This window comes from Amycolatopsis sp. NPDC114504 (assembly GCF_055633595.1).
The window spans coordinates 272,544-292,356 of the sequence record NZ_JBVKDU010000002.1; the positions used below are offsets into that span (position 1 = coordinate 272,544).

Here is a 19,813-nt window from a genome sequence, read left to right on the forward strand (position 1 = left end):
TAAGAGGTGCGCTCTTCTAAGTTGGACCCCGTGACGACCAAGCCGGCCTCCTGGGCTCGTGGCGCGGCCCTGCGCGGCCTCGTCGCGCTGCCGCTCGTCGCGGGTCTGGTCACCGCGGGCTGGCTGCTGGCCGACCGGTCGCCGGAGCCCGCAGCGGCGCCGGCTCCGCTGCCGGTGGCGCGCGACGCGGCGTCGGGCCCGTCTGTCCTCGAAGTCAGCGCACCCGTGAAGGCGCAGGAGCCGGGCCAGGGCGCGTCCGGCCAGGGCGGCAAGAGCCCGCTGCAGCAGTGGGCCGATCAGCTGGCCGGTCCCCTCGACATCCCCGCCGACGCGCTGATCGGCTACGCGAACGGCGAGCTGACGCTCCGGAACGAAGACCCGTCGTGCCACCTCTCGTGGGTCACGCTGGCGGGCGTCGGCTCGGCGGCGTCGAACCACGGCCGCGGCGGCGAGAACCTCCTGGGGCTGACGGCGGCGCAGAGCAAGAAGTACGGCGCCGACGCCCCGGTCGCGGCCGGGCGCGCCCTGTGTGCGGGCGGCACGGACCTCGGCGCCGGTCAGGGCTGGTGGAAGGCCATCGCGGCGTACCACCCGGGCGGCGACACCGAGCTGTTCCGCCAGCGCGTCCTCGGCAACGCCCAGCTGTACGCGACGCTCTCCCTGGACCCGGCGTCGGCCTCGTCGCCGCGAGTTCAGGCGACCCGGTTCGCACTGGGCCAGCTCGGCCTCCCGTACGTCTGGGGCGGCAACGGACCCGACGCGGGCGCGGCGGGCTTCGACTGCTCGGGCCTGACGAAGGCGTCGTACGACAGCGCGGGCGTGTCCCTGCCGCGCACGGCGGACAGCCAGTTCCGGGCGCTCCCGCCGGTGCCGGCCGCGCAGGAGCCCCGCCTCGGCGACCTGGTGTTCTACGGCAGCCCGGCGACCCGCATCCACCACGTGGGGCTGTACCTGGGCAACGGCCTGATGATCAACGCCCCGACCGAGGGCCAGGCGATCCAGATCCACACGTACCACTCGAAGGGCGACGACTACGCGGGCGCGGGCCGCCCGGCCTGAGTCAGCTCGTGGTGCTCTGAGCGACCGTCTCCGGCTTGAACGCGTAGACCGTGTCGCCTTCCTTGAGCACGTGCCAGCCGTCGCAGACCTGGGTCGTGCGGGTCTCGGTGCCTTTCGGCCACCAGTCGGCGGTCAGCGTCGCCGCGGTCTTCGACGCCGGGCTCGGCGTGCACGTCGCCGGGAGGGCCGTGGCGGTGAACCGCAGGATGCGTTCCGTGCCGGTCGTGCGGATGGCCTCCGTGACGTCCGACGCCTGGTCCGGGACCCAGCTCGGGAGCTTGGCGTCGCCGTCGTTCTTGCCCTCGGTGCCGGTGTCGTAGCCGACGTCCTTCACGTGGCCGTTCGTCTTCTCGTTGACCGCTTCCTGGAGGCCGCAGGCGGACAGCAGCAGCATCCCGGCGATCCCCAGCCCGGCGATCTTCACGCTCGTGTTCATGGGGACGAGTCAACCGCCGGGCCGCTCCCGCCGGATCGGTCTTCCGGCCGGAGCGGCCCGCCATCCGGCCGATCTTGCTCAGGCGCCGGTCAGCTGACCCGTCGCGCGGGCCAGCAGCGCGACCTCTTCCTCCGGCAGCGACTGGCCCAGCCGCACCATCTGCACCGCGGTCAGCAGCGCCGTCCGGTCCTCCGCCGTCCCGAGGTCGCCGAGGTACGGCGGCAGCAGGACGCCGAGCGCCCGGAAGTCCTTGCGCTCGCACAGCTTGCCGAGCAGCTCGGTCAGCGCGTCGTCCTCCTGTGGCGCCGGACGCAGCGCGGCCGCGATCGTGAACCGCATCCCGTCCCGGTACGGCCCGGCCGGTGCGTCCTCCAGGCGTGTGGCCGCCTGCCGGTAGTGCTCCCGCGCGCGGTCGGCGTCGCCGAGCTCTTGGTGCGCGCGGGCCAGGTTCAGGTGCAGCGACGGGTAGAACCCGCGCACCCGCTCGTCGCCCACGCGGTCAGCTCGCTCCAGGCACTCCTGGTTCCAGCGCAGCACGTCCTCGGGGGTCGTCTGGTGCCGGGCGAGGTAGTGCGCCGCGACGCAGGCGCCGTAGTCGTCGGTCGCCGCGTCCCACGCCTGCCGGAACAGCGCGTGCGCGTCCTCGTTCCGGCCCGCCGCTTCGGCTTGCATGCCCTCCGCGCACAGGCGCACGACCGCGTCGTCGAGATCCATGGCGCCCAGGCTAGCGTTTTTGTCGGTGGTCCCCGCTAGCTTCTCCGACATGTACGAAGTCGACTTCGCCGAGTTCCCGTCCACGTCGGCCACCGCGTCCGGCGAGTTCTTCGCGCGCGCCTTCGGCTGGGAGGTCACGCCGTACGGGCCCACCTACTCCGATGTCCGCACGCCCGGTCTCACCTTCGGCTTCCAGGCCGACGCGGCCGAGCAAGCCCGCGCGCCCCTGGTCACGATCCGCACGGACGACCTGGCGGCGGCCCGCGCCGCGGTCGAAGCGGCCGGCGGGGAGGTGACGAAGGAACCGTTCGGCTTCCCCGGCGGCCGGCGCTTCCACTTCCGCGAGCCCGGCGGCAGCGAGCTGGCGGTGTGGTGCCCGGAATAGCTAACCGGACAGCGCGACGCCGTAGTACGTCGCGGGATCGGCGGTTTCCAACGGCAAGTCGAGCGCGAACCGCGTCACCAGATCCGGGTTCGCGACGAAGTGGCGGGCGTAGGACACCGCGTCGGCGATCCCGGCCTCGACCACGGCGTTCCCGGAGTCGCGGTCGAAGCCGTTGTTGACGATGAGCGAGCCGCCGAACAACCTTCGGTAGCGCGCGAAACCGGCGAAGTCCGGTCCGGCGTCGGGCCCGCGGAGATGGAGGTACGCCACGTCGAGCCCGGCGACCAGCTCGTCGTACTCGGCACGCAGAGGTTCGTCCACAGTGAACAGTCCGCCGGTCCACCACGGCGAAAGCCGCACCCCGACAGCGATTCCGGAGGCACTCACGGCATCGACGACCTCCAGCAGCAGCTTGCGCCGGCACCGTCCGTACGCGTCGGTGCGGCGGTTCGACCGCGGGTGCAGGAACTGCGCGAGCAGGTACACGCCGTTGGCCGCGATCTCGACGCCGTCGAAGCCGGCTCGGCGCGCGTTCTCCGCCGCCGCGCCGTAATCCGTGACGACGGCCCGGATCTCGGCCACGCTCATCTCGCGCGGGGTCACGGTCGGACGCCGTCCCGAAGCGGTGTGCACGGACTCTTCCGGGTTCACCGCCGACGGCCCGGCCGGCCGCGCGCCGCCGAGGAAGTCCGGGTGCGACACCGCGCCGGTGTGCCACAGCTGCGCCACGATCCGGCCGCCGAGCGCGTGCACGACGTCCGTGACCGGCCGCCACCCGGCGACCTGCTCGTCGGCGTGGATCCCCGGGACGTCGAGGAATCCGACGGCCCGTTCACTCACCCAGGTGCCTTCGGTGACGATCAAACCGGCGCCGGCCCGCTCCGCGTAGTAGGCGGCCTGCGGTTCGCCGGGCACGCCGCCGGGAACACGCGCGCGGGTCGTCGGCGCGAGCACTACGCGGTTAGGCAGGCGCCATCCGCCCAGGTCGGCCGGGGTCAGCAAGCTCATCGGTCACCTCTGGTCGCCGTGGTTCGTCGGGAGTGCGACGGTGGGTGCGGGCGAAAGGTGACCGATGGACGAGCTGGCCGGGAAGTTCGAGGCCGAACGCGGCAGGCTGCGCGGGCTGGCCTTTCGGATGCTCGGCTCGGCGGCCGAGGCGGACGACGCCGTCCAGGAGGCCTGGCTGCGGCTGAACCGCGTGGACGCCGTCGACAACCTGGCGGCGTGGCTGACGACGGTCGTCTCCCGCGTCTGCCTCGACGTCCTGCGCTCGCGGAAAGCCCACCGCGAAGAGCCGTTCGACGGGGTGCCGGAGCTCGCGGCCGACGCGGATCCGGCCGGCGAGGTCGAGCTGGCCGACTCGGTGGGCCGGGCGCTGCTCGTGGTGCTGGACGCCCTCGGCCCGGCCGAGCGGATCGCGTTCGTGCTGCACGACCTGTTCGGGGTGCCGTTCGACCGGATCGCCCCGGTGCTCGACCGCACGCCGGTGGCGGCGAAGAAGCTCGCGAGCCGCGCGCGGCACCGCGTCCGCGGCACGTCTCCGCTGCCCCCGGCCGACCTCACGCGGCACCGCCGGGTGGTCGACGCGTTCCTCGCCGCGGCCCGCGGCGGCGACCTCGACGAGCTCCTGGACGTCCTGGCCCCCGACGTCATCCGCCACGCCGACGCGGCCGCGCTGCCGGTCGGCGCGGCCCTCGTGGCACGCGGGGCCCGTGCCGTGGCCGAGGAGACGCAGGTGTTCGGGAAACGGGCTCACTTCGCCGAAGCGGCCCTGGTGGGCGGCGCGGTCGGCGTCGTCGTGGCCCCGCGCGGCCGGCTGTTGCTCGCCCTCGCGGTGACGGTCGAGGGCGAGCGGGTGGCGGCGTACGAGGTGATCGCCGACCCCGCCCGGCTCGCCGCGCTGCACGTCGCGCTCCTCAGCGCTTGATCCGGTAGGAGAGGTGCGTGACGCCGGTCCCCTCGACGACCTCGGGGCCGGTCAGCGCGGTGGTGGCGTCGAGGCCTTCGAAGAACCGGACGCCTTCGCCGAGGAGCACCGGGACGAGGTCGACCTGGATGCCGTCGAGCAGGCCGAGGTTGAGGCACTGCTGCGCGATCTTGGTGCTGGCGACCGCGACGTTCTTGTCGCCGGCGATCTTCTTGGCCTGCTCGACGGCGCTTTCGACGCCGTCGGTGACGAAGGTGAACGGCGCGTCCGGGTGCGGCCAGTCCGCCGGCGCCTCGTGGGTGACGACGAAGACGGGAACGCCCATCGGGTGCTGTCCGCCCCAGCCCTTGGTGATGTCGAAGAGGTGGCGGCCGGTGATCAGCGCGCCGATGGTGTCGAGGGCGTCCCGCAGCATCTTCGCGCTGGCCTCGGAGGTCTTGAAGGTCGCCCACTCGACGGCGGTGCGCACCTCGACGTCACCACTGCCGAACCACTCGAACAGGTGATCGATGCGGTCTTCCGGGTCGGCGACGAAGCCGTCGAGGGACATGGACATGTTGGCGATGACGTCGGCCATTTTGACTCCCTTTGTGCTGGTCGGAGGCGGTTTGCCTCGCTGATGGGAAGTCTTCCGCGAACGTCCGCCCGGAAGATCTGCCACCTGGCCGACATCGGGCGACGGGGTGGCCGATGCCTTGACAGGCGCCGAGGTCTCCGCAACCATGAACAGGTGTTCATGAACGCTTGTTCACAACGGAGGGGATGCAGATGACCGGGATCGTCAACACCGCGCAGGCCGAGGCGTGGAACGGCTACGAAGGCGAGCATTGGGCGTCGAACGCCGACCGCTACGACGCGGTGAACAACGGGTTCAACGACTACGTGCTCGACCAGGTCGGCGCGGCCGACCGCGTGCTCGACATCGGCTGTGGCAACGGCCGGCTGACGCGGCTCGCGGCGGCGCGAGCCCGGTCCGCGACCGGGGTCGATCTGTCCGAGCCGATGCTCGCGACCGCGCGGGCGCGGGCGGCGGAACTGCCGGACGTGCGCTTCGAGCAGGGTGACGTCCAGGTGCACCCGTTCACCGAAGGCGCGTTCGACCTGGCGATCAGCCGGTTCGGGGTGATGTTCTTCGCCGATCCGGTGGCGGCGTTCGCCAACGTCCGGCGAGCACTGAGTCCCGGCGGACGGCTCGCGTTCCTGTGCATGGCGGCGCTCTCCGGCACCGACCTCGGCCAGGTGTTCGGAGCGATGGCGGAGTACCTGCCCCAGCCCACGGGCCCGGACGGCAGCGGCCCGACATCGTTCGCGGACCCGGACCGGACGACGGCGGTCCTGACCGAAGCCGGCTTCGAGGACGTGGTGTGCACCCGCGTCGAGGCCGACCAGGTCTGGGGTCACGACGTCCCGGACGCGACGAGGTTCATCGCCGGCTGGGGCCCGGTCCGCCACCACCTGGGCCTGGTCGACGCCTCGACCGCGGCCGAGGCGACCGAAGCCCTCACGGCGGCGCTCGAGCCGTTCGCGGGCCCGGACGCGGTCCGCCTGCGCGGGGCGGCGTGGCTGGTCACGGGAAGGAGGTCCTAGGGCGCTGGTTCTACGATGGCGGTGATGTCACCGAGGAAAGCCGCGGCTCAGCGGGACGGCCAGTCCCTGCACGACCTGCTGGTCGAAACCGCTCAGAAGATGATCGCCACGCACGGGACGACCGGGATGACCGTGCGCGAGATCGCGCGCATGGCCGGCGTCGCCGACGGCGTGCTCTACAACCACTTCTCCGACAAGGAGGAGCTGGTGGCCAGGGCCCTCCTGGAGCACGTGCGCACGACGGAAGCGGAGCTGGGCGACCTGCCGGTGGCCGGCGAAGGCACGGTGGCGGGGAACCTCCGCCGCCACCTGGAGTTCGGCCTCGCCCTGCACAAGGTGATCGTGCCGGCGTTCAGCGGCCTGCTCGGGCAGCCGAGGGTACTGGAGCGGTTCGCGGAGATCAGCGAGCGATCCGGCTACTGGCGCGACCGCCTGCTGGTCTACCTGAGGGAGGAGCGCACCCTCGGCAGGCTGCGCCCGGAGTCCGAAGTGGACGCGACAGCGGCCATGCTGGTCGGCTACTGCCACGCCTCGGTACTGGCGGCGGTCTTCCCGCACACGGGCCCCCTGGACCCGCCCACGCTGGACTCGGTGGTCCGGGCGGCCCTCGATGGCATCGCGCCCTGACGCCGCCGCCGGGGCACGGCCCCCCGGGCGTCGGTCTGCACGCATCCCGGGTGGCGGCGCGCCACCGGCCGCTGCTGCTCGCTGACCTTCGCGGACTTCCCTGGCCGGGACGTGACCGGCGGCCCCGTCACGCCGGGGCCGGTGGTGCACGACAACGCCCAACTGCCGGAGGCGGTCGCGCTCGGGCCGGCGGGCGCGCGGGACCTGCGGATCGCGAGGTCCGCGTCGGCCATGACTTCGGCCGAGCCGTCCGCGCGGTCGAGGGCGTCCGGGGCGAGCGTCGCGGCGTCGTCGAGGTCGCCCCAGGATCATTTCGTGCTTGTTCAGGGCGGCCAAGTCGAGCACCAGGTTGTGCCGCGCGTACGGCAGGCCGCGCAAGAACGGCACGTCCAGGTCCGGCGAGACCACGAGCCGGGCCGGGTCGACGTCGGCGAAGTCGTCCGGTAGCTGGGGTTCGACCAGGCGCCAGCCGTCAGCGGTCCACACCTCCGCGACGACGTGGTCGAGGTAGCAGCCCGGCACCAGGTAGCCCGCGAAGCCGACCCTGGCGCGCGCGCCGGGAGGTCGCGCGGAACGCCGTCGAGCCACGACGACTGCGTGCCCGGGTCGGTGAAGCGGCTCTGGCCGACGTACCAGTCCGTCGCGCCAGACTGCGAAAATTCAGCCCGCCTGCACCGCTAGCTCGCCGCGGAACGTCGTGCGGTAGGCGCTCGGTGACACCCCGAGTGCGGCCTGGAAGTGCTGGCGCAGCGACGCCGCCGTGCCGAAACCGGCCTCCGTCGCGACCCGGTCGACCGGCAGGTCCGACTCCTCCAGGAGCTGGCGGGCGCGCTCGATCCGTTGCTGCGTCAGCCATTGCAGGGCCGAGATGCCGACCTCGTCGCGGAAGCGGCGGGTGAACGTCCGGGTGCTCATCGCCTCGCGGGCGGCGAGTTCGCGCAGCGTCAGCGGGCGGTGCAGGTTCTCCAGGGCCCACGCGCGCGCCGCCTTCGTCGACGACGTGCGCGGCTCGGGCACCGGCCGCCGGACGAACTGAGCCTGGCCGCCTTCGCGGTGCGGTGAGACCACCGTGCCGCGGGCGACCTCGTTGGCGACGGCCGTGCCGTGGTCGCGGCGGATCATGTGCAGCACCAGGTCGATCCCGGACGCGACACCCGCGGACGTCAGGACGTTGCCGTCGTCGGTGTAGAGCACGCACGGGTCGACTTCGACCTCCGGGAACCGGTGCTGGAGGTCGTCGGCGGAGCGCCAGTGGGTCGTCGCGCGGCGGCCGTCGAGGAGGCCGGCCGCGGCGAGCACGAACGCGCCCGTGCAGATCGAGGCGATCCGGGCGTCCCCCGGGATCCGGTTCAGCGCCGCGGCGAGCGGTGGGGTCAGCACGCGCGCCGTCGGCTCGTACTCGACCAGCGACGCCGGGACGATCACGGTGTCGGCTTCGGCCAGCACCTCGGGACCGCGGTCGATCGGGATGGTGAAGTCGGAGTCGGTGCGGACCGGCCCGGGTTCGAGGGTGCAGGTCACGACCTCGTACAGCGGCTCGCCCGACGCCGAACGCGCCTGCCCGAAGAGCCGGTGGACGATGCCCAGCTCCATCACGAGCATGCCGTGCCTGACCAGCACGGCGACGTGGTGACGGTCCGAGTGGACGAATGCGGCCATGGCTCGATTCTTGCACATGTTGTCCATCAGGCCACTCGATCGAACGGGCGGCCCGCGTGACCATCGAGGTCATGAACGTTTTGTGGGTTTTCGCGCATCCCGAGCCGCGCTCGCTGAGCGGGGCCCTCCGCGACGACGGGCTCCGGACGCTGCGCGAGCTCGGTCACGTCGTCCGGGAGTCGGACCTCTACGCGATGAAGTGGAACCCGGTGGTCGACGCCGCCGACTTCGGCGCCGAGGCCGGCGACGAGCGGCTGGTCGTCGGGGCGACGTCGGCCCGGGCGCACGCGCGGGGCGAGCTGAGCCCGGACATCGTGGCCGAGCAGGAGAAGCTCGACTGGGCGGACGCGGTCGTCGTGCAGTTCCCGTTGTGGTGGTACGGCCTGCCCGCGATCCTCAAGGGCTGGTTCGACCGCGTGTTCGTGAAGGGCTTCGGCTACGGCGTCCGGGCGGACGACGGCCGGACGCTGCGCTACGGCGAGGGCAGGCTCGCGGGCAAGCGCGCGATGGTGGTGCTCACCGCGGGTGCCCGCGAGCCGGCCATGGGCCCGCGCGGGGTGAACGGCCCGTTGAACGACATCCTGTTCCCGCTGCACCACGGGACGCTGTTCTACGCGGGGATGTCGGTCCTGGAGCCGGTCCCGGTCTACGGCGCCGACCGGCTGCCGGACGAGCAGTTCACCCAAGCCCGCGAGCAGTTGCGCACGCGCCTGGCCACGCTGGAGACGGCGGAGCCGATCCCGTTCCGAACGCAGAACGGCGGCGACTACGACGACGACCTGGTCCTCCGCCCCGACCGCGCACCCGGCGCGACAGGCCTGGCCGTCCACCTCGCCGAACCCGCCGGGCCGATCGTCACGCCGGCAGGGTCAGCCGCGCCCCCAAGCCGCCGTCGACCGGGAGGTCCGCTCCCGTCGTGAACGTCGCCTCGAACGCCAGGAACAGCACCGCCGCCGCCACTTCCTCCGGCCTCGCGTGCCGCTTCAGCGGCGTGATCTCGTCGCCCGTCTCCTTGAACGACGCCAGCACCGACGCCGGTACCCCGGTGACGCCCATCGTCGGCGTGTCCGTGTAGCCCGGGCTGACCACGTTCACCCGGATCCCGCGCGGCGCCAGCTCGGCCGCGTACGTCAGCGCGAACGACCGGACCGCCGCCTTCGCCGCCGAATACGGCCCCATTCCGGCGATCCCCGCACCGGCCGCGACCGACGTCGTGAACACGAACGACCCGCCCGGCCGCACCAGCCCGGCCAGCCGCTGCGCCGTGAAGTACGCGCCCTTCGCGTTGACGTCGAACGTCCGGTCGTAGATCTCCGGTGTCGCCTCCGCGTACGGCGTCAAGGTGGCGAAACCGACGTTGATGAACACCAAGTCCAGCGCGCCGAGAGTGTCCTCGGCGACCGAAGCAAGCGAGTCGATGTCGGCCAGTGACGCAGCGTCCGACGACAGCAGGTGCGCCGGCAGGTCCAGCCCCGACACGTCGCGGCCGGTCGCCAGCACCTCCGCGCCGCCGTCCAGCAGCGCCCGGACCACCGCCAGCCCCATGCCGTGCGTGCCGCCCGTGACGACGGCCTTCTTCCCCGAATACTTCACCGGATCTCCTCGATGACGCTCGCGATCGCGTGCGAGCCGTGGCCCGCCGCCACCGCGCGTTCGAACAACTCCCGTACGGCCGCCGGCACCGAAGACCCGATCCCCTGGGCTCGGCTCGTCTCCACCAGCAGACCCAGCCCGGCCGCGTTGATGTCCAACGCGGACACGTCCGTCGCGTAGTCGCCGCTGGCCACCTGCGCGCCGATCCCCGGCAGGAACCCGCCGACCGCCGAGAGCCACGACGTCGCCATCGGCGTGAACGTCGAAGGCGCGACGCCCTCGGTCCCGACCAGCGCCAGCGCGTGCAGGTACCCGGCCATCGTCGACCACATGATGCCCAGCAGCGCCAGGTCGTACAGCGCCGCCAGGCCGGCGTCCTCGCCGAGGAACACCGGCTCCCCCAGCACCGACAACACCTCGCGCTGCGCGGAAAACACCGACGGCGAACCGCTGTAGAGGATCCGCGACTGCGCGGTCCCGATGCCCTGCGGCACCGCCATGATCACGCCGTCCACGTAGTCGATGCCCGCCGACGACGCCCACGACGCCGTCTCACGAGCCTGCGCGGGCGTCCCCGAAGTGAGGTTGACCAGCACCTTCGGCGAACACGCCGAGAGCACCGGCCACTGACTGTCGTATGTGGACAGACAACTGAGCACCACGTCCGCCGAGGCGGCTTCCGCCGGCGTGGCTGCGAGCCGCGCACCACGGTCGAGCAACGGCCCCGCCTTGAGCGGCGACCGGTTCCACACCACGACGTCGTGGCCCGCCCCCAGCAATGCCCCGGCGAGGGCGGCGCCCATCCGCCCCAGGCCGAGCACGCCCACCTGTTTCTTGCTTTCTCCCATGCCGATCATGCTGCAACCAGCGCTTTACACTGGACAAGTACCGACTAAATAGTCGGGTACCCACCAAAAGGTAAGGATCCTGGATGCTGGCGAGAACCTACCGCTGCGGACTGGACGCGGCGATCGACGTCGTCGGTGGCCGCTGGAAAGCCCTGATCCTCTGGGCGCTGCACGCCGAACCGCTGCGGTTCGGGGAGCTGAAACGGAAGGTGAGCGGGATCAGCGAGAAGATGCTGATCCAGGCGCTGCGGGAGCTGGAGGCCGACGAGGTCGTGCACCGCGAGGTGTTCCACGAGATCCCGCCGAAGGTCGAGTATTCGCTGACCGGACTGGGTCAGCGGCTGAACACCGCGTTGCTGCCCCTGGGCGACTGGGGCGAGGAGAACATGGCCGGCATCGCGAAGCGCCGCGGCGTCACGCCCGCGCCGCCGCATACTCCTTGAGCGTGATCGCGTTGCCCGCCTTGAGCGGCAGCTCCTCGATCAGCTTGCGCCACGGCAGGTACGGCAGCAGCTTGTAGTTGAGGTTGCGCAGCCGGATCCACGCGCGGGTCGGCGGCACGAACCACTTCCCGTTGCCCTGAGCCAGTTTCTGGCAGGCGTCGACGAAGCCGCGCATCTCGGTCTGATACGCCTTGAAAGCCGTGACGTGGTCGAAGGAAGCGGCCGCGAGCTCGCCCGCCAGCACGTACGCGCCGACGATCGCGAGGCTCGTCCCCATGCCCGAGAGCGGCGCGGCGCAGTACGCGGCGTCGCCGACCAGCGCGACGCGCCCGCGTGAGTACGAGTCGAGCACGATCTGGCTGGCCGAGTCGAAGTAGAAGTCCGGCGCCTCCCGCATCGCGTCGAGCAGCTTCGACGTCTCCCAGCCGACCTCCCCGAACTTCTCCTCGACGATCCGCCGCTGCTGCTCGACGTCGCGGTGGTCGTAGTCGAGCGAGTCGGCACCGAACCAGAACAGCGCCTTCGCCTCCGTGTTGTCCCGCGCGCTGTAGACGCCGATGGTGCGGTTCGGCTCGTTGTAGAACCGGCCGACGTGGTCGAGGCCGAGGTGGTTCGGCACCGTGCAGATCGAGACGTAGTACCCGAGGTCGCGGCGGTACCGGGACTCCTCGCCGAAGACCAGCGAGCGCACGTTCGAGTGCAGCCCGTCCGCGCCGATGACCAGGTCGAACTCACGCGGCTCGCCGTTTTCGAAGGTCACTGTGACACCGTCGTCGCGCTCGAGGACGCCGGTGACCGAGTCGCCGAAGACGTACTCGACGTCGTCCTTCGTGGCGTCGTAGAGGATCCGCGACAGGTCGCCGCGCAGGATTTCCAGCTCGCCGCTCTGGAAGGAGGCCGGCGTGACGACCAGCGGCCGGTCGGCACCGTCCACATAGGTCACATCGCCCATCCGGGTCGCGGCGGCTTCGACCTGCTCCAGCAGGCCCATCCGCTCGAGGACCCGCAGCGACGCGCCGCGGAAGTCGACCGCGTAGCCGCCGTCACGCAGCTCGGGAGCGCGCTCGACGATCGTCGGCGTGAAGCCGTGGCGGTGGAGCCAGAAGGCGAGGGCGGGACCGGCGACGCTGGCGCCGGAGATGAGGACTCGTCGGTTCGTCATGCCGAGAACCATAACCGCGATTTGGGCGATCGCGCAAGGCGTTCGCCTAAGACGTTCGTGCTAGGCTCCGGCCATGGGCAACAAGGAAGCACTGCTGGCCGGCGCGAAGCGCTGCTTGAACGAGAAGGGCTACGCCCGGACGACCGTGCGAGACCTGGCCTCGGCGGCGAACGTGAGCATGGCCGCGATCGGCTACCACTTCGGCTCGCGGGAGGCGCTGCTCAACACCGCGCTGATCGAGGCGAACGAAGAGTGGGGCGAGACGCTGGCCAAGGTGCTGCAGGTCGAGACGCCCGCGGGCGCGTCGCCGGCCGACCGGTTCGAGCTGATCTGGCGCCGGGTCATCGAGTCGTTCGAAGAGCACCGCCGGATGTGGGCGGTGAGCATGGAGGCCTACTCGCAGCCGGATCTGGACCCCGACGTGCGCGCGCAGCTGGCGAACGCCCTGGAGCTGGCCCGCTTCGGGCTGGCCAACCTCTTCCAGGGCCTCGACGACGGCAGCGCCGAGGCCCGGGCCGTCGGCACCGTGCACCAGGCCCTGCTCTCGGGCGCGATGCTGCAGTGGCTGATCGACCCGGACCGCGCGCCGTCGGGCGCCGACCTCGTGCGCGGCCTGCGCCTGATCGCGACCGACGTCCTGGCTTAGGTGTGGGTCACGGCGAGGTCGTGGATCACGACTTCGCCGTAGTTGCCCGCGGAACAGGGCGAGGAGTTGCCGCAGTTGGCTTGCGTGTAGGCGCCGGCCTTGAAATACGCGCCGGAGAACTTCTGGCTGATCGTGGTCACCAGCGTGCCGTTGTAGTACGCCTTGACCGCTCCACCGGAGACGACGAACTTCGCCTCGAAGACCGTGCCGAGCTGGTAGCCGCTGGTGATCAGCTTGTAGTGGGCGTCGTCGCCCTTGGTGACGTAGAGGTTCGAGCCCTCCAGCCGGAACACCGTGATGTCGTCGCTGGAGCCGTGGATCTGCCCGGCCACGACCTGCGGCTTGCCCGCGGGCAGGTGGGTGATCGCCTCCCGGATCGTCATCGTCGACGTCCCCGAGGTCGACGACCAGCTCGCCAGATCCGCACCCTTCGTCTCGCGCAGTTCCGAACGCGGGTAACCGGAGCCGCTGGTGGTGACGCCGTCGACCGCGGCCCGGAACTGCACCCCGGTGCAGTCCGCGGTCGGGACGAACCAGGGGTCGGCCTTGTAGGTCGCGAGCTGCGGCTGCTTGACCACCGTGGGATTTTCGGCCTGGCCGGTCGGCAAGCCCTCGTACCAGTTGCGGAGGTCGAGCACGTCCGCCGGATACGCGCACGACCCGCCGCTGCCGCCGTCGGCGCCGAGGACGTGGGTTTCGGCGATGCTGGTCCAGTCGTTCTTGGTGTTGCCGTGCCCGACGATCCGCACGTAGCGGCCGGCGGTGTCGGCGAAGTCCGCGGTCTCGAAGTCCGCCGTGCGGCCGCTGGACGCGTGCCGGGCCAGCACCGTGGTCCACGCCGAGCCGTCGCCGGAGACCTGGACGTCGAAGGTGAACACCCGGGCATCGCCCTGGTACCACGCGAGCGCCACCGACCCGACGGTCTGCGCCGAGCCCAGGTCGTACTCGATCCACGCGCCGTCGCCCTCGGCCGACCAGCGGGTGCCGAGGTCACCGTCCAGGCTGGCGGCCGGGACGTGGCCGTCGTCCCCGCTCGCGGACACGGCCGCCACCGTCAGCACCGGCGCGCCGGCGGCGTGCGCGACCGGCGCGCACACCGCCGCCAGGGAGAAGGTCAGAGCGGCGATCTTCGTCGTTCGCATGCCCCGGACTCTGCCACCGAAGATCTAGGCGTTTACCAGATCCGCGCCGGTGAAGAAGGTCGACGCCGCCGACATCGCGTCCGCGTCGAGGAGCACGTCGCCGGGACGGCTGCCGTTCCCCAGCAGCACGCCACCCCAGTTCATGCTCAGGTACTCCGCGCACAGCTCGAGCGTGCCGATCAGCGGCTGGGCCTCGCGCGCGGTCTCGCTCAGGACGCTCACGCCCCACAGCGACTTGCCGCGCATCTTCGGCTTGAAGTCGACCGGCAGCCGCATCCAGCCCGACCAGTAGTCCAGGTACAGCTTCACGCTCGCCGCGACCGAGTACCAGTACACCGGCGACACGATGACGATGTCGGTCGCGGCGAACGTCGCGTCCATCAGCAGCTGCTCGTTCTCGCCCGGCGCCGGGTGCTCGCCGGCACCGTGGCGGCGGTCTTCGAACGGCGGCAGCGGCAGCTCGGGCAGCCGGAGCCAGCGCTGCTCGACGTCGCGAGGCAGCTCCCTCGCCGCCCGCCGGGCCAGCATCTCCGTGTTCCCACCGGCCCGCGCCGCGCCGACCAGGAAGAGGAAGTTCCGCGTCATGTCCAGTCCCCTCAGTTACTTGCATGTACATATAAAGACTGTCCCTGGACTATGCTGATGTCAAGAGGAAGGCGGAGAGAGATGACCGTCGACGAACAGTCCTGGGGGCGCATGCTCGTGCTGCACGCCCGCGTCGAGCAGGACCTGGGGAAGGCACTGCAACGGCGGCACGGGCTCGGCCTGTCCGAGTACCGCGCGCTCGGCAAGCTGGTCGCGGGCCCGCGCGGCGGCCTGCGGATGCAGGAGCTCGCCGAGGCGATCGGGCTCAACCAGAGCTCGGTCAGCCGGATGTGCGCGCGCCTCGAAGACGCCGGCCTGACCATCCGCGACCTGTGCGAAGACGACCGTCGCGGCGTCTACTCGGTGATCACCGACGCCGGCCGCAAGCGCTACGCCGAGACCGAGCCGACGTACTGCTCGGTGCTGCGGACCTCACTGGACAAGGCCGCGGGCGACCCGGAGCTCGCCGCCGCCGCGGCCGCCGTCCGAGGCGCTTGACCCGTATATTCCGCAGTGGTTATATACGGGCATGCCCGCGAAGCTGCTGACCGTCGATGACCGTCCCGTCCTGCGGCTCGAGCGCCGCCTGAAGCACGCACCCGAGCGGGTGTGGCACGCCATCACGGACCCGGCCGAGCTCGCGCACTGGTTCCCGGCGAAGGTCGACGTCGAACTGCGCGATGGCGGCGACATCCGGTTCACCTTCCCCGGCGAGGACGACTCGACGACCGGCCGGGTCGTCACGGTCGACCCACCGCGCGAGTTCACCTTCGTCTGGAACGACGACACGCTGCGCTGGCTGATTTCGCCGGACGGCGACGGCAGCCTCCTGGAGTTCACGCACACGTTCGGCCGCGGCGACCCGGCGATCGCGAAGCTGGCCGCGGGCCGCACCGCCGCAGGCTGGGACGTCTGTCTCGAAGCCCTCGACGCGCGTTTGTCCGGCCGCGATTTCGAGCAGCCGAAGGACTGGCACGCCCGCATGGCGTCCTATGTGGACGAATTCGGCCTCGGCCACGGGGAAGTGCTCGAAGACGGCACGATCCGCTTCCGCCGCGACCTCGTGTGGAAGCCGGTGGACGAGGTCCGGGCGCTGCTGCAGGACGAACCCGGCTGGCACGTGACCCAGGACCCCCTCGAAGGCACCCGCGTCGAGTTCACCGAACCCGCGCCCGACGACGTCGTCGCGGAGCTGGCCAGGCGCCACGAGCAGCTCGACAAGCTGTTCGCCGCGACGCACGGTGTCGAGCTGCCCGACTGGGCGCCCGAGCACGTCGAGACCGTGAAGAAGCAGTACGCGGAGCGTCCGACTCAGGGTTGACGCGCGGCGCCGGTGTCCGCATTACGTTCGGTGCATGCGAATTCGCGTGGTGCTGGACGCGCTGGCGGTCCTGGTGCTCACGCTGGGGGCCGGCGGCAACCTCGCGGCCGGGGCGTGGTCGCTGCCGCTGTGGCTCCCCGCGTGGCTCGGCTGGACGATCATGCTGACGAGCGCCGCCCCGATCTTGCTGCGGCGCTGGTGGCCGCGCCCCGCCTACGTCCTGGCCCTCGTGCTGACCGCGGCGGCCGTGCCGATCGGCGGGCCGGTGCTCGCGGTCGCCGTCGTGTCGGCCGGGTGCGCGCTCTACACGTTCGTCGTGCGCCGGGGCAGCCGCGCTTCGCGGGTCGGGTTCGTGGCCGGGCTGCTCGGCGTCGGCCTGGTCGGGGTCGTGGTGCCGAACCCGAGCACCGCCACCACCGTGAACTTCGGGGCGTCGGCACTGATCGTCGGGTTCGCGCTCGGCATCGCCGTCCACGGGCGTCGCGAGTACGCCGCGGCCGAGCGGGAAAACCACGCGCGGGAAGCGGTTTCGGCGGAACGGCTGCGGATCGCGCGCGAGATGCACGACGTCGTCGCGCACAGCATGAGCCTGATCGCGGTGAAGGCGGCGGTCGGCAACCACGTCGCCTTGGAGCAGCCCGCCGAGGCGCGGGAAGCGTTGCGCGTCATCGAAGACACGAGCCGCGAGACCCTGGCCGAGCTGCGGCGGATGCTGGGCGTGCTGCGTGACGGCACCGGCGTGCCGGCACTGGCCCCCGCCCCGACGCTCGACGACCTGCGCGCGCTCGCCGAACGCACCGAGCTGGCGGGACCGTCCGTCGATCTCGCCATCGAAGGTCTCGACGAGCTGCCGGGCGGCGTCGGCCAGTCGGTGTACCGGATCGTGCAGGAGGCACTGACCAATGTGGTCAAGCACGCGGACGCGACGACGTGCCGCATCCGCGTCACGGGCGGCGACGGCGAGGTGAGCATCGAGGTTCGCGACGACGGCCGCGGCGGCTCCGCGACCCCCGGCCACGGCTTGATCGGCATGCGCGAGCGCGTGGCGGTCTACGGCGGCGACTTCTCGGCGAGCCCGTGCGCTCCCGGCTTCCGCGTGTTCGCACGCTTGCCCTACGAGACGGCGGTGGCCCGATGACCCGCGTCCTGATCGCCGACGACCAGGCGTTGCTGCGCGGCAGCTTCCGGGTGCTGGTGGACAGCGCCCCGGGCCTGGAGGTGGTCGGCGAAGCTTCCGACGGCGTCGAGGCGGTGGCGTTGACCCGGCGCTTCACCCCGGACGTCGTGCTGATGGACGTCCGCATGCCGGAGATGGACGGCATCGAGGCGACCCGCCGGATCTGCGCGGAAACGGACGTCCGGGTGCTGATGCTCACGACGTTCGACCTCGACGAGTACGTCTACGCGGCGTTGCGCGCGGGCGCCAGCGGCTTCCTCCTCAAGGACACCCGCCCGGCGGACCTCCTGACGGCGATCGAAGTCGTGGCGTCCGGCGACGCGCTGCTCGCCCCGTCGGTGACCCGACGGCTGGTGGCCGAGTTCGCGCGGTTGCCGACGGGCCCGGTGACCACGCGCCTGGACGGGATCACGGCGCGCGAGCAAGAGGTGCTGACGCTGATCGCCCGGGGCCTGTCGAACGACGAGATCGCGGCGCGGCTGCACCTGGGCATCGCGACGGTGAAGACCCACATCGGCCGGCTGCTGCACAAGCTCGCGGCCCGCGATCGGGCGCAGCTGGTGATCGCGGCGTACGAATCCGGCCTGGTCGGTCGAACGTTGCCTACGCCACACGCGAAGTGACCGGCAAGTAGCTAAGCTCCGGTGCCATGAGCAGTGCGACGGAGCCGCTCGGGACGCCGCCCGAGGATGAACCGGACATCCACACCACGGCCGGCAAGCTGGCCGACCTGTACCGCCGGTACGACGAGGCGGTGCACGCGGGCTCGGCCCGCGCGGTGGAGAAGCAGCACGCCAAGGGCAAGAAAACCGCACGCGAGCGCATCGAACTGCTGCTCGACGAGAACTCGTTCGTCGAGCTCGACGAACTGGCCCGGCACCGCTCGACCAACTTCGGCCAGGAGAAGAACCGGCCCTACGGCGACGGCGTCGTCACCGGTTACGGCACCGTCGACGGCCGCCCGATCTGCGTGTTCAGCCAGGACGTCACGATCTTCGGCGGCAGCCTCGGCGAGGTCTACGGCGAGAAGATCGTCAAGGTCATGGACCTGGCGATCAAGACCGGCCGCCCGATCGTCGGCATCAACGAGGGCGGCGGCGCGCGCATCCAGGAAGGCGTCGTCTCGCTCGGCCTCTACGGCGAGATCTTCCGCCGCAACGTGCAGGCGTCCGGCGTCATCCCGCAGATTTCGCTGATCATGGGCGCGAACGCGGGCGGCCACGTCTACTCCCCCGCGCTCACCGACTTCGTCGTGATGGTCGACGAGACGTCGCAGATGTTCATCACCGGCCCGGACGTCGTCAAGACGGTCACCGGCGAGGACGTCACCTTCGAGGAGCTCGGCGGCGGCCGCACCCACAACACGAAGTCCGGCGTCGCGCACTACCTCGGCAACGACGACGAAGACGCGATCGCGTACGTCAAGGAACTGCTCTCCTACCTGCCGCAGAACAACCTGTCGGACGCGCCGGTGTTCGACTCGGCCGACGCGCCGGCCGGGTTCTTCGACGACGTCACCGACGCCGACCGCGAGCTCGACACGATCATCCCGGACTCGCCGAACACCCCGTACGACATGCACGAGGTCATCAACCGCGTGGTCGACGACGGCGAGTTCCTCGAGGTCCACGAGCTGTTCGCGCCGAACATCCTGGTCGGCTTCGGCCGCGTCGACGGGCAGAGCGTCGGCGTCGTCGCCAACCAGCCGACGCAGTTCGCCGGCTGCCTCGACATCGACGCGTCCGAGAAGGCGGCGCGGTTCGTCCGCACCTGCGACGCGTTCAACATCCCGGTGCTCACCTTCGTCGACGTGCCGGGCTTCCTGCCGGGCACCGACCAGGAGTGGAACGGCATCATCCGCCGCGGCGCGAAGCTGATCTTCGCGTACGCGGAGGCCACGGTTCCCCTGGTCACGATCATCACGCGCAAGGCGTACGGCGGCGCGTACGACGTCATGGGGTCGAAGCACCTCGGCGCCGACATCAACCTCGCGTGGCCGACGGCCCAGGTCGCGGTGATGGGCGCCCAGGGCGCGGCGAACATCGTCCACCGCAAGACCCTGGCGAACGCGGCCAACGAGGGTCGCGACGTGGACGCTCTGCGCGCGGAACTGATCCAGGAGTACGAGGACACGCTGCTGAACCCGTACGCGGCGGCCGAGCGCGGATACGTCGACTCGGTGATCGTGCCGGCGCACACCCGCGGCCACGTCGCGCGGGCGCTGTCGCTGCTGCGGAACAAGCGCGAGTCGCTGCCGCCCAAGAAGCACGGGAACATCCCGCTGTGAGCGACGACGAGAAGCCCCTGCTGAGGGTGGTCCGAGGCAACCCGAGCGACGCCGAACTGGCGGCGCTGACGGCGGTGGTCGCCGCGGTGTCGGCGGCGTCGCCCGCGGAGAAGCCGAAGCCGCGTACGTCGTGGTGGGGCGATCACGCCGCTTCGCTGCGCAAGCCGCTTCACCCCGGCGAAGGTGCTTGGCGCGCTTCGGGTTTCCCCAGCTGA

25 protein-coding genes are annotated in these 19,813 nt (G+C 71.4%); 15 read left to right on the forward strand and 10 right to left on the reverse strand.

Going from position 1 to position 19,813, the window contains the following annotated elements; all coding sequences use genetic code 11:
* Positions 1-30: 30 nt before the first annotated feature.
* Positions 31-1,059 (forward strand): C40 family peptidase, encoded by a 1,029-nt coding sequence (locus ACZ7PG_RS12840; protein ID WP_470239276.1) that lies wholly within the window; start codon positions 31-33, stop codon positions 1,057-1,059.
* Position 1,060: 1 nt separating this feature from the next.
* Here ACZ7PG_RS12840 and ACZ7PG_RS12845 read toward each other — a convergent pair whose 3' ends face one another.
* Together ACZ7PG_RS12845 and ACZ7PG_RS12850 are read right to left on the reverse strand one after the other, a co-directional pair.
* Entirely contained in the window at positions 1,061-1,495 is a 435-nt protein-coding gene (locus tag ACZ7PG_RS12845) for a hypothetical protein (RefSeq protein ID WP_470239277.1), read from the reverse strand.
* Positions 1,496-1,573: 78 nt separating this feature from the next.
* Positions 1,574-2,209, reverse strand: a complete 636-nt coding sequence (locus ACZ7PG_RS12850) for a hypothetical protein (protein WP_470239278.1) — start codon at positions 2,207-2,209, stop codon at positions 1,574-1,576.
* A gap of 49 nt (positions 2,210-2,258) precedes the next feature.
* Between ACZ7PG_RS12850 and ACZ7PG_RS12855 the strand changes: the two genes are divergently transcribed.
* The gene (locus ACZ7PG_RS12855) at positions 2,259-2,594 is read left to right on the forward strand and encodes a VOC family protein (RefSeq protein WP_470239279.1); all 336 of its coding nucleotides are present in this window, start codon (positions 2,259-2,261) and stop codon (positions 2,592-2,594) included.
* Here ACZ7PG_RS12855 and ACZ7PG_RS12860 read toward each other — a convergent pair whose 3' ends face one another.
* Positions 2,595-3,602 carry an alkene reductase gene (locus tag ACZ7PG_RS12860; RefSeq protein WP_470239280.1) on the reverse strand — a complete coding sequence of 336 codons (1,008 nt, stop codon included), beginning with the start codon at positions 3,600-3,602 and terminating at the stop codon, positions 2,595-2,597.
* Positions 3,603-3,666: 64 nt separating this feature from the next.
* Between ACZ7PG_RS12860 and ACZ7PG_RS12865 the strand changes: the two genes are divergently transcribed.
* Complete coding sequence (locus ACZ7PG_RS12865) at positions 3,667-4,521, forward strand: sigma-70 family RNA polymerase sigma factor (RefSeq protein WP_470239281.1); 855 nt, start codon at positions 3,667-3,669, stop codon at positions 4,519-4,521.
* Here the strand turns inward: ACZ7PG_RS12865 and ACZ7PG_RS12870 are convergent.
* Positions 4,511-5,098 (reverse strand): dihydrofolate reductase family protein, encoded by a 588-nt coding sequence (locus tag ACZ7PG_RS12870; RefSeq protein ID WP_470239282.1) that lies wholly within the window; start codon positions 5,096-5,098, stop codon positions 4,511-4,513. The genes ACZ7PG_RS12865 and ACZ7PG_RS12870 overlap by 11 nt on opposite strands.
* A gap of 191 nt (positions 5,099-5,289) precedes the next feature.
* Between ACZ7PG_RS12870 and ACZ7PG_RS12875 the strand changes: the two genes are divergently transcribed.
* The 3 genes from ACZ7PG_RS12875 to ACZ7PG_RS12885 all read left to right on the forward strand — a co-directional run bounded on the left by ACZ7PG_RS12875 (position 5,290) and on the right by ACZ7PG_RS12885 (position 7,182).
* Positions 5,290-6,108 carry a class I SAM-dependent methyltransferase gene (locus ACZ7PG_RS12875; RefSeq protein ID WP_470239283.1) on the forward strand — a complete coding sequence of 273 codons (819 nt, stop codon included), beginning with the start codon at positions 5,290-5,292 and terminating at the stop codon, positions 6,106-6,108.
* Between the two features lie 15 nt (positions 6,109-6,123).
* Positions 6,124-6,735, forward strand: coding sequence for a TetR/AcrR family transcriptional regulator (locus ACZ7PG_RS12880; RefSeq protein WP_470239284.1), 612 nt, complete (start codon positions 6,124-6,126; stop codon positions 6,733-6,735).
* Positions 6,736-6,846: 111 nt separating this feature from the next.
* A complete protein-coding gene (locus tag ACZ7PG_RS12885; protein WP_470239285.1) occupies positions 6,847-7,182 on the forward strand; it encodes a hypothetical protein in 336 nt (111 codons plus the stop codon).
* A 213-nt stretch (positions 7,183-7,395) separates the two neighbouring features.
* Here the strand turns inward: ACZ7PG_RS12885 and ACZ7PG_RS12890 are convergent, their stop codons facing one another.
* Positions 7,396-8,394, reverse strand: coding sequence for a GlxA family transcriptional regulator (locus ACZ7PG_RS12890; protein ID WP_470239286.1), 999 nt, complete (start codon positions 8,392-8,394; stop codon positions 7,396-7,398).
* Positions 8,395-8,465: 71 nt separating this feature from the next.
* Here ACZ7PG_RS12890 and ACZ7PG_RS12895 point away from each other — a divergent pair, with 71 nt between their 5' ends.
* Positions 8,466-9,314, forward strand: a complete 849-nt coding sequence (locus tag ACZ7PG_RS12895; protein ID WP_470239287.1) for an NAD(P)H-dependent oxidoreductase — start codon at positions 8,466-8,468, stop codon at positions 9,312-9,314.
* On the opposite strand, the gene ACZ7PG_RS12900 is transcribed toward ACZ7PG_RS12895, so the two are convergent.
* Both ACZ7PG_RS12900 and ACZ7PG_RS12905 read right to left on the reverse strand, forming a co-directional pair.
* Positions 9,250-9,987 carry an SDR family NAD(P)-dependent oxidoreductase gene (locus tag ACZ7PG_RS12900; protein WP_470239288.1) on the reverse strand — a complete coding sequence of 246 codons (738 nt, stop codon included), beginning with the start codon at positions 9,985-9,987 and terminating at the stop codon, positions 9,250-9,252. The genes ACZ7PG_RS12895 and ACZ7PG_RS12900 overlap by 65 nt on opposite strands.
* Positions 9,984-10,835 carry an NAD(P)-dependent oxidoreductase gene (locus tag ACZ7PG_RS12905; RefSeq protein WP_470239289.1) on the reverse strand — a complete coding sequence of 284 codons (852 nt, stop codon included), beginning with the start codon at positions 10,833-10,835 and terminating at the stop codon, positions 9,984-9,986. Before ACZ7PG_RS12905 ends, ACZ7PG_RS12900 begins: the two co-directional genes overlap by 4 nt.
* Before the next feature lie 83 nt (positions 10,836-10,918).
* On the opposite strand from ACZ7PG_RS12905, the gene ACZ7PG_RS12910 reads away from it, so the two are divergent.
* Positions 10,919-11,278 (forward strand): winged helix-turn-helix transcriptional regulator, encoded by a 360-nt coding sequence (locus tag ACZ7PG_RS12910; protein ID WP_470239290.1) that lies wholly within the window; start codon positions 10,919-10,921, stop codon positions 11,276-11,278.
* Here the strand turns inward: ACZ7PG_RS12910 and ACZ7PG_RS12915 are convergent.
* Complete coding sequence (locus ACZ7PG_RS12915) at positions 11,250-12,440, reverse strand: FAD-dependent monooxygenase (protein WP_470239291.1); 1,191 nt, start codon at positions 12,438-12,440, stop codon at positions 11,250-11,252. The two genes, ACZ7PG_RS12910 and ACZ7PG_RS12915, sit on opposite strands and share 29 nt — an antisense overlap.
* 73 nt (positions 12,441-12,513) lie before the next feature.
* Between ACZ7PG_RS12915 and ACZ7PG_RS12920 the strand changes: the two genes are divergently transcribed.
* A complete protein-coding gene (locus ACZ7PG_RS12920) occupies positions 12,514-13,086 on the forward strand; it encodes a TetR/AcrR family transcriptional regulator (RefSeq protein WP_470239292.1) in 573 nt (190 codons plus the stop codon).
* Here the strand turns inward: ACZ7PG_RS12920 and ACZ7PG_RS12925 are convergent.
* Positions 13,083-14,228 carry a polysaccharide lyase family 7 protein gene (locus ACZ7PG_RS12925; protein WP_470239293.1) on the reverse strand — a complete coding sequence of 382 codons (1,146 nt, stop codon included), beginning with the start codon at positions 14,226-14,228 and terminating at the stop codon, positions 13,083-13,085. The two genes, ACZ7PG_RS12920 and ACZ7PG_RS12925, sit on opposite strands and share 4 nt — an antisense overlap.
* Positions 14,229-14,252: 24 nt before the next feature.
* Positions 14,253-14,813, reverse strand: a complete 561-nt coding sequence (locus tag ACZ7PG_RS12930; RefSeq protein WP_470239294.1) for a flavodoxin family protein — start codon at positions 14,811-14,813, stop codon at positions 14,253-14,255.
* An 81-nt stretch (positions 14,814-14,894) separates the two neighbouring features.
* Here ACZ7PG_RS12930 and ACZ7PG_RS12935 point away from each other — a divergent pair, with 81 nt between their 5' ends.
* The 6 genes from ACZ7PG_RS12935 to ACZ7PG_RS12960 are packed head-to-tail and all read left to right on the forward strand — an operon-like array spanning position 14,895 to position 19,813.
* Entirely contained in the window at positions 14,895-15,311 is a 417-nt protein-coding gene (locus tag ACZ7PG_RS12935; RefSeq protein WP_470239295.1) for a MarR family winged helix-turn-helix transcriptional regulator, read from the forward strand.
* A 31-nt stretch (positions 15,312-15,342) separates the two neighbouring features.
* On the forward strand, positions 15,343-16,134 hold the full coding sequence (locus tag ACZ7PG_RS12940) for an SRPBCC family protein (protein WP_470239296.1): 792 nt from the start codon (positions 15,343-15,345) through the stop codon (positions 16,132-16,134).
* 34 nt (positions 16,135-16,168) lie between these two features.
* Positions 16,169-17,272 (forward strand): sensor histidine kinase, encoded by a 1,104-nt coding sequence (locus tag ACZ7PG_RS12945; RefSeq protein ID WP_470239297.1) that lies wholly within the window; start codon positions 16,169-16,171, stop codon positions 17,270-17,272.
* On the forward strand, positions 17,269-17,934 hold the full coding sequence (locus ACZ7PG_RS12950) for a response regulator (protein WP_470239298.1): 666 nt from the start codon (positions 17,269-17,271) through the stop codon (positions 17,932-17,934). Before ACZ7PG_RS12945 ends, ACZ7PG_RS12950 begins: the two co-directional genes overlap by 4 nt.
* 26 nt (positions 17,935-17,960) lie before the next feature.
* Positions 17,961-19,598 (forward strand): acyl-CoA carboxylase subunit beta, encoded by a 1,638-nt coding sequence (locus ACZ7PG_RS12955; protein WP_470239299.1) that lies wholly within the window; start codon positions 17,961-17,963, stop codon positions 19,596-19,598.
* Positions 19,595-19,813: an acyl-CoA carboxylase subunit epsilon gene (locus ACZ7PG_RS12960; RefSeq protein WP_470239300.1), complete on the forward strand. Its 219-nt coding sequence runs from the start codon at positions 19,595-19,597 to the stop codon at positions 19,811-19,813. The genes ACZ7PG_RS12955 and ACZ7PG_RS12960 overlap by 4 nt, the downstream gene beginning before the upstream one ends.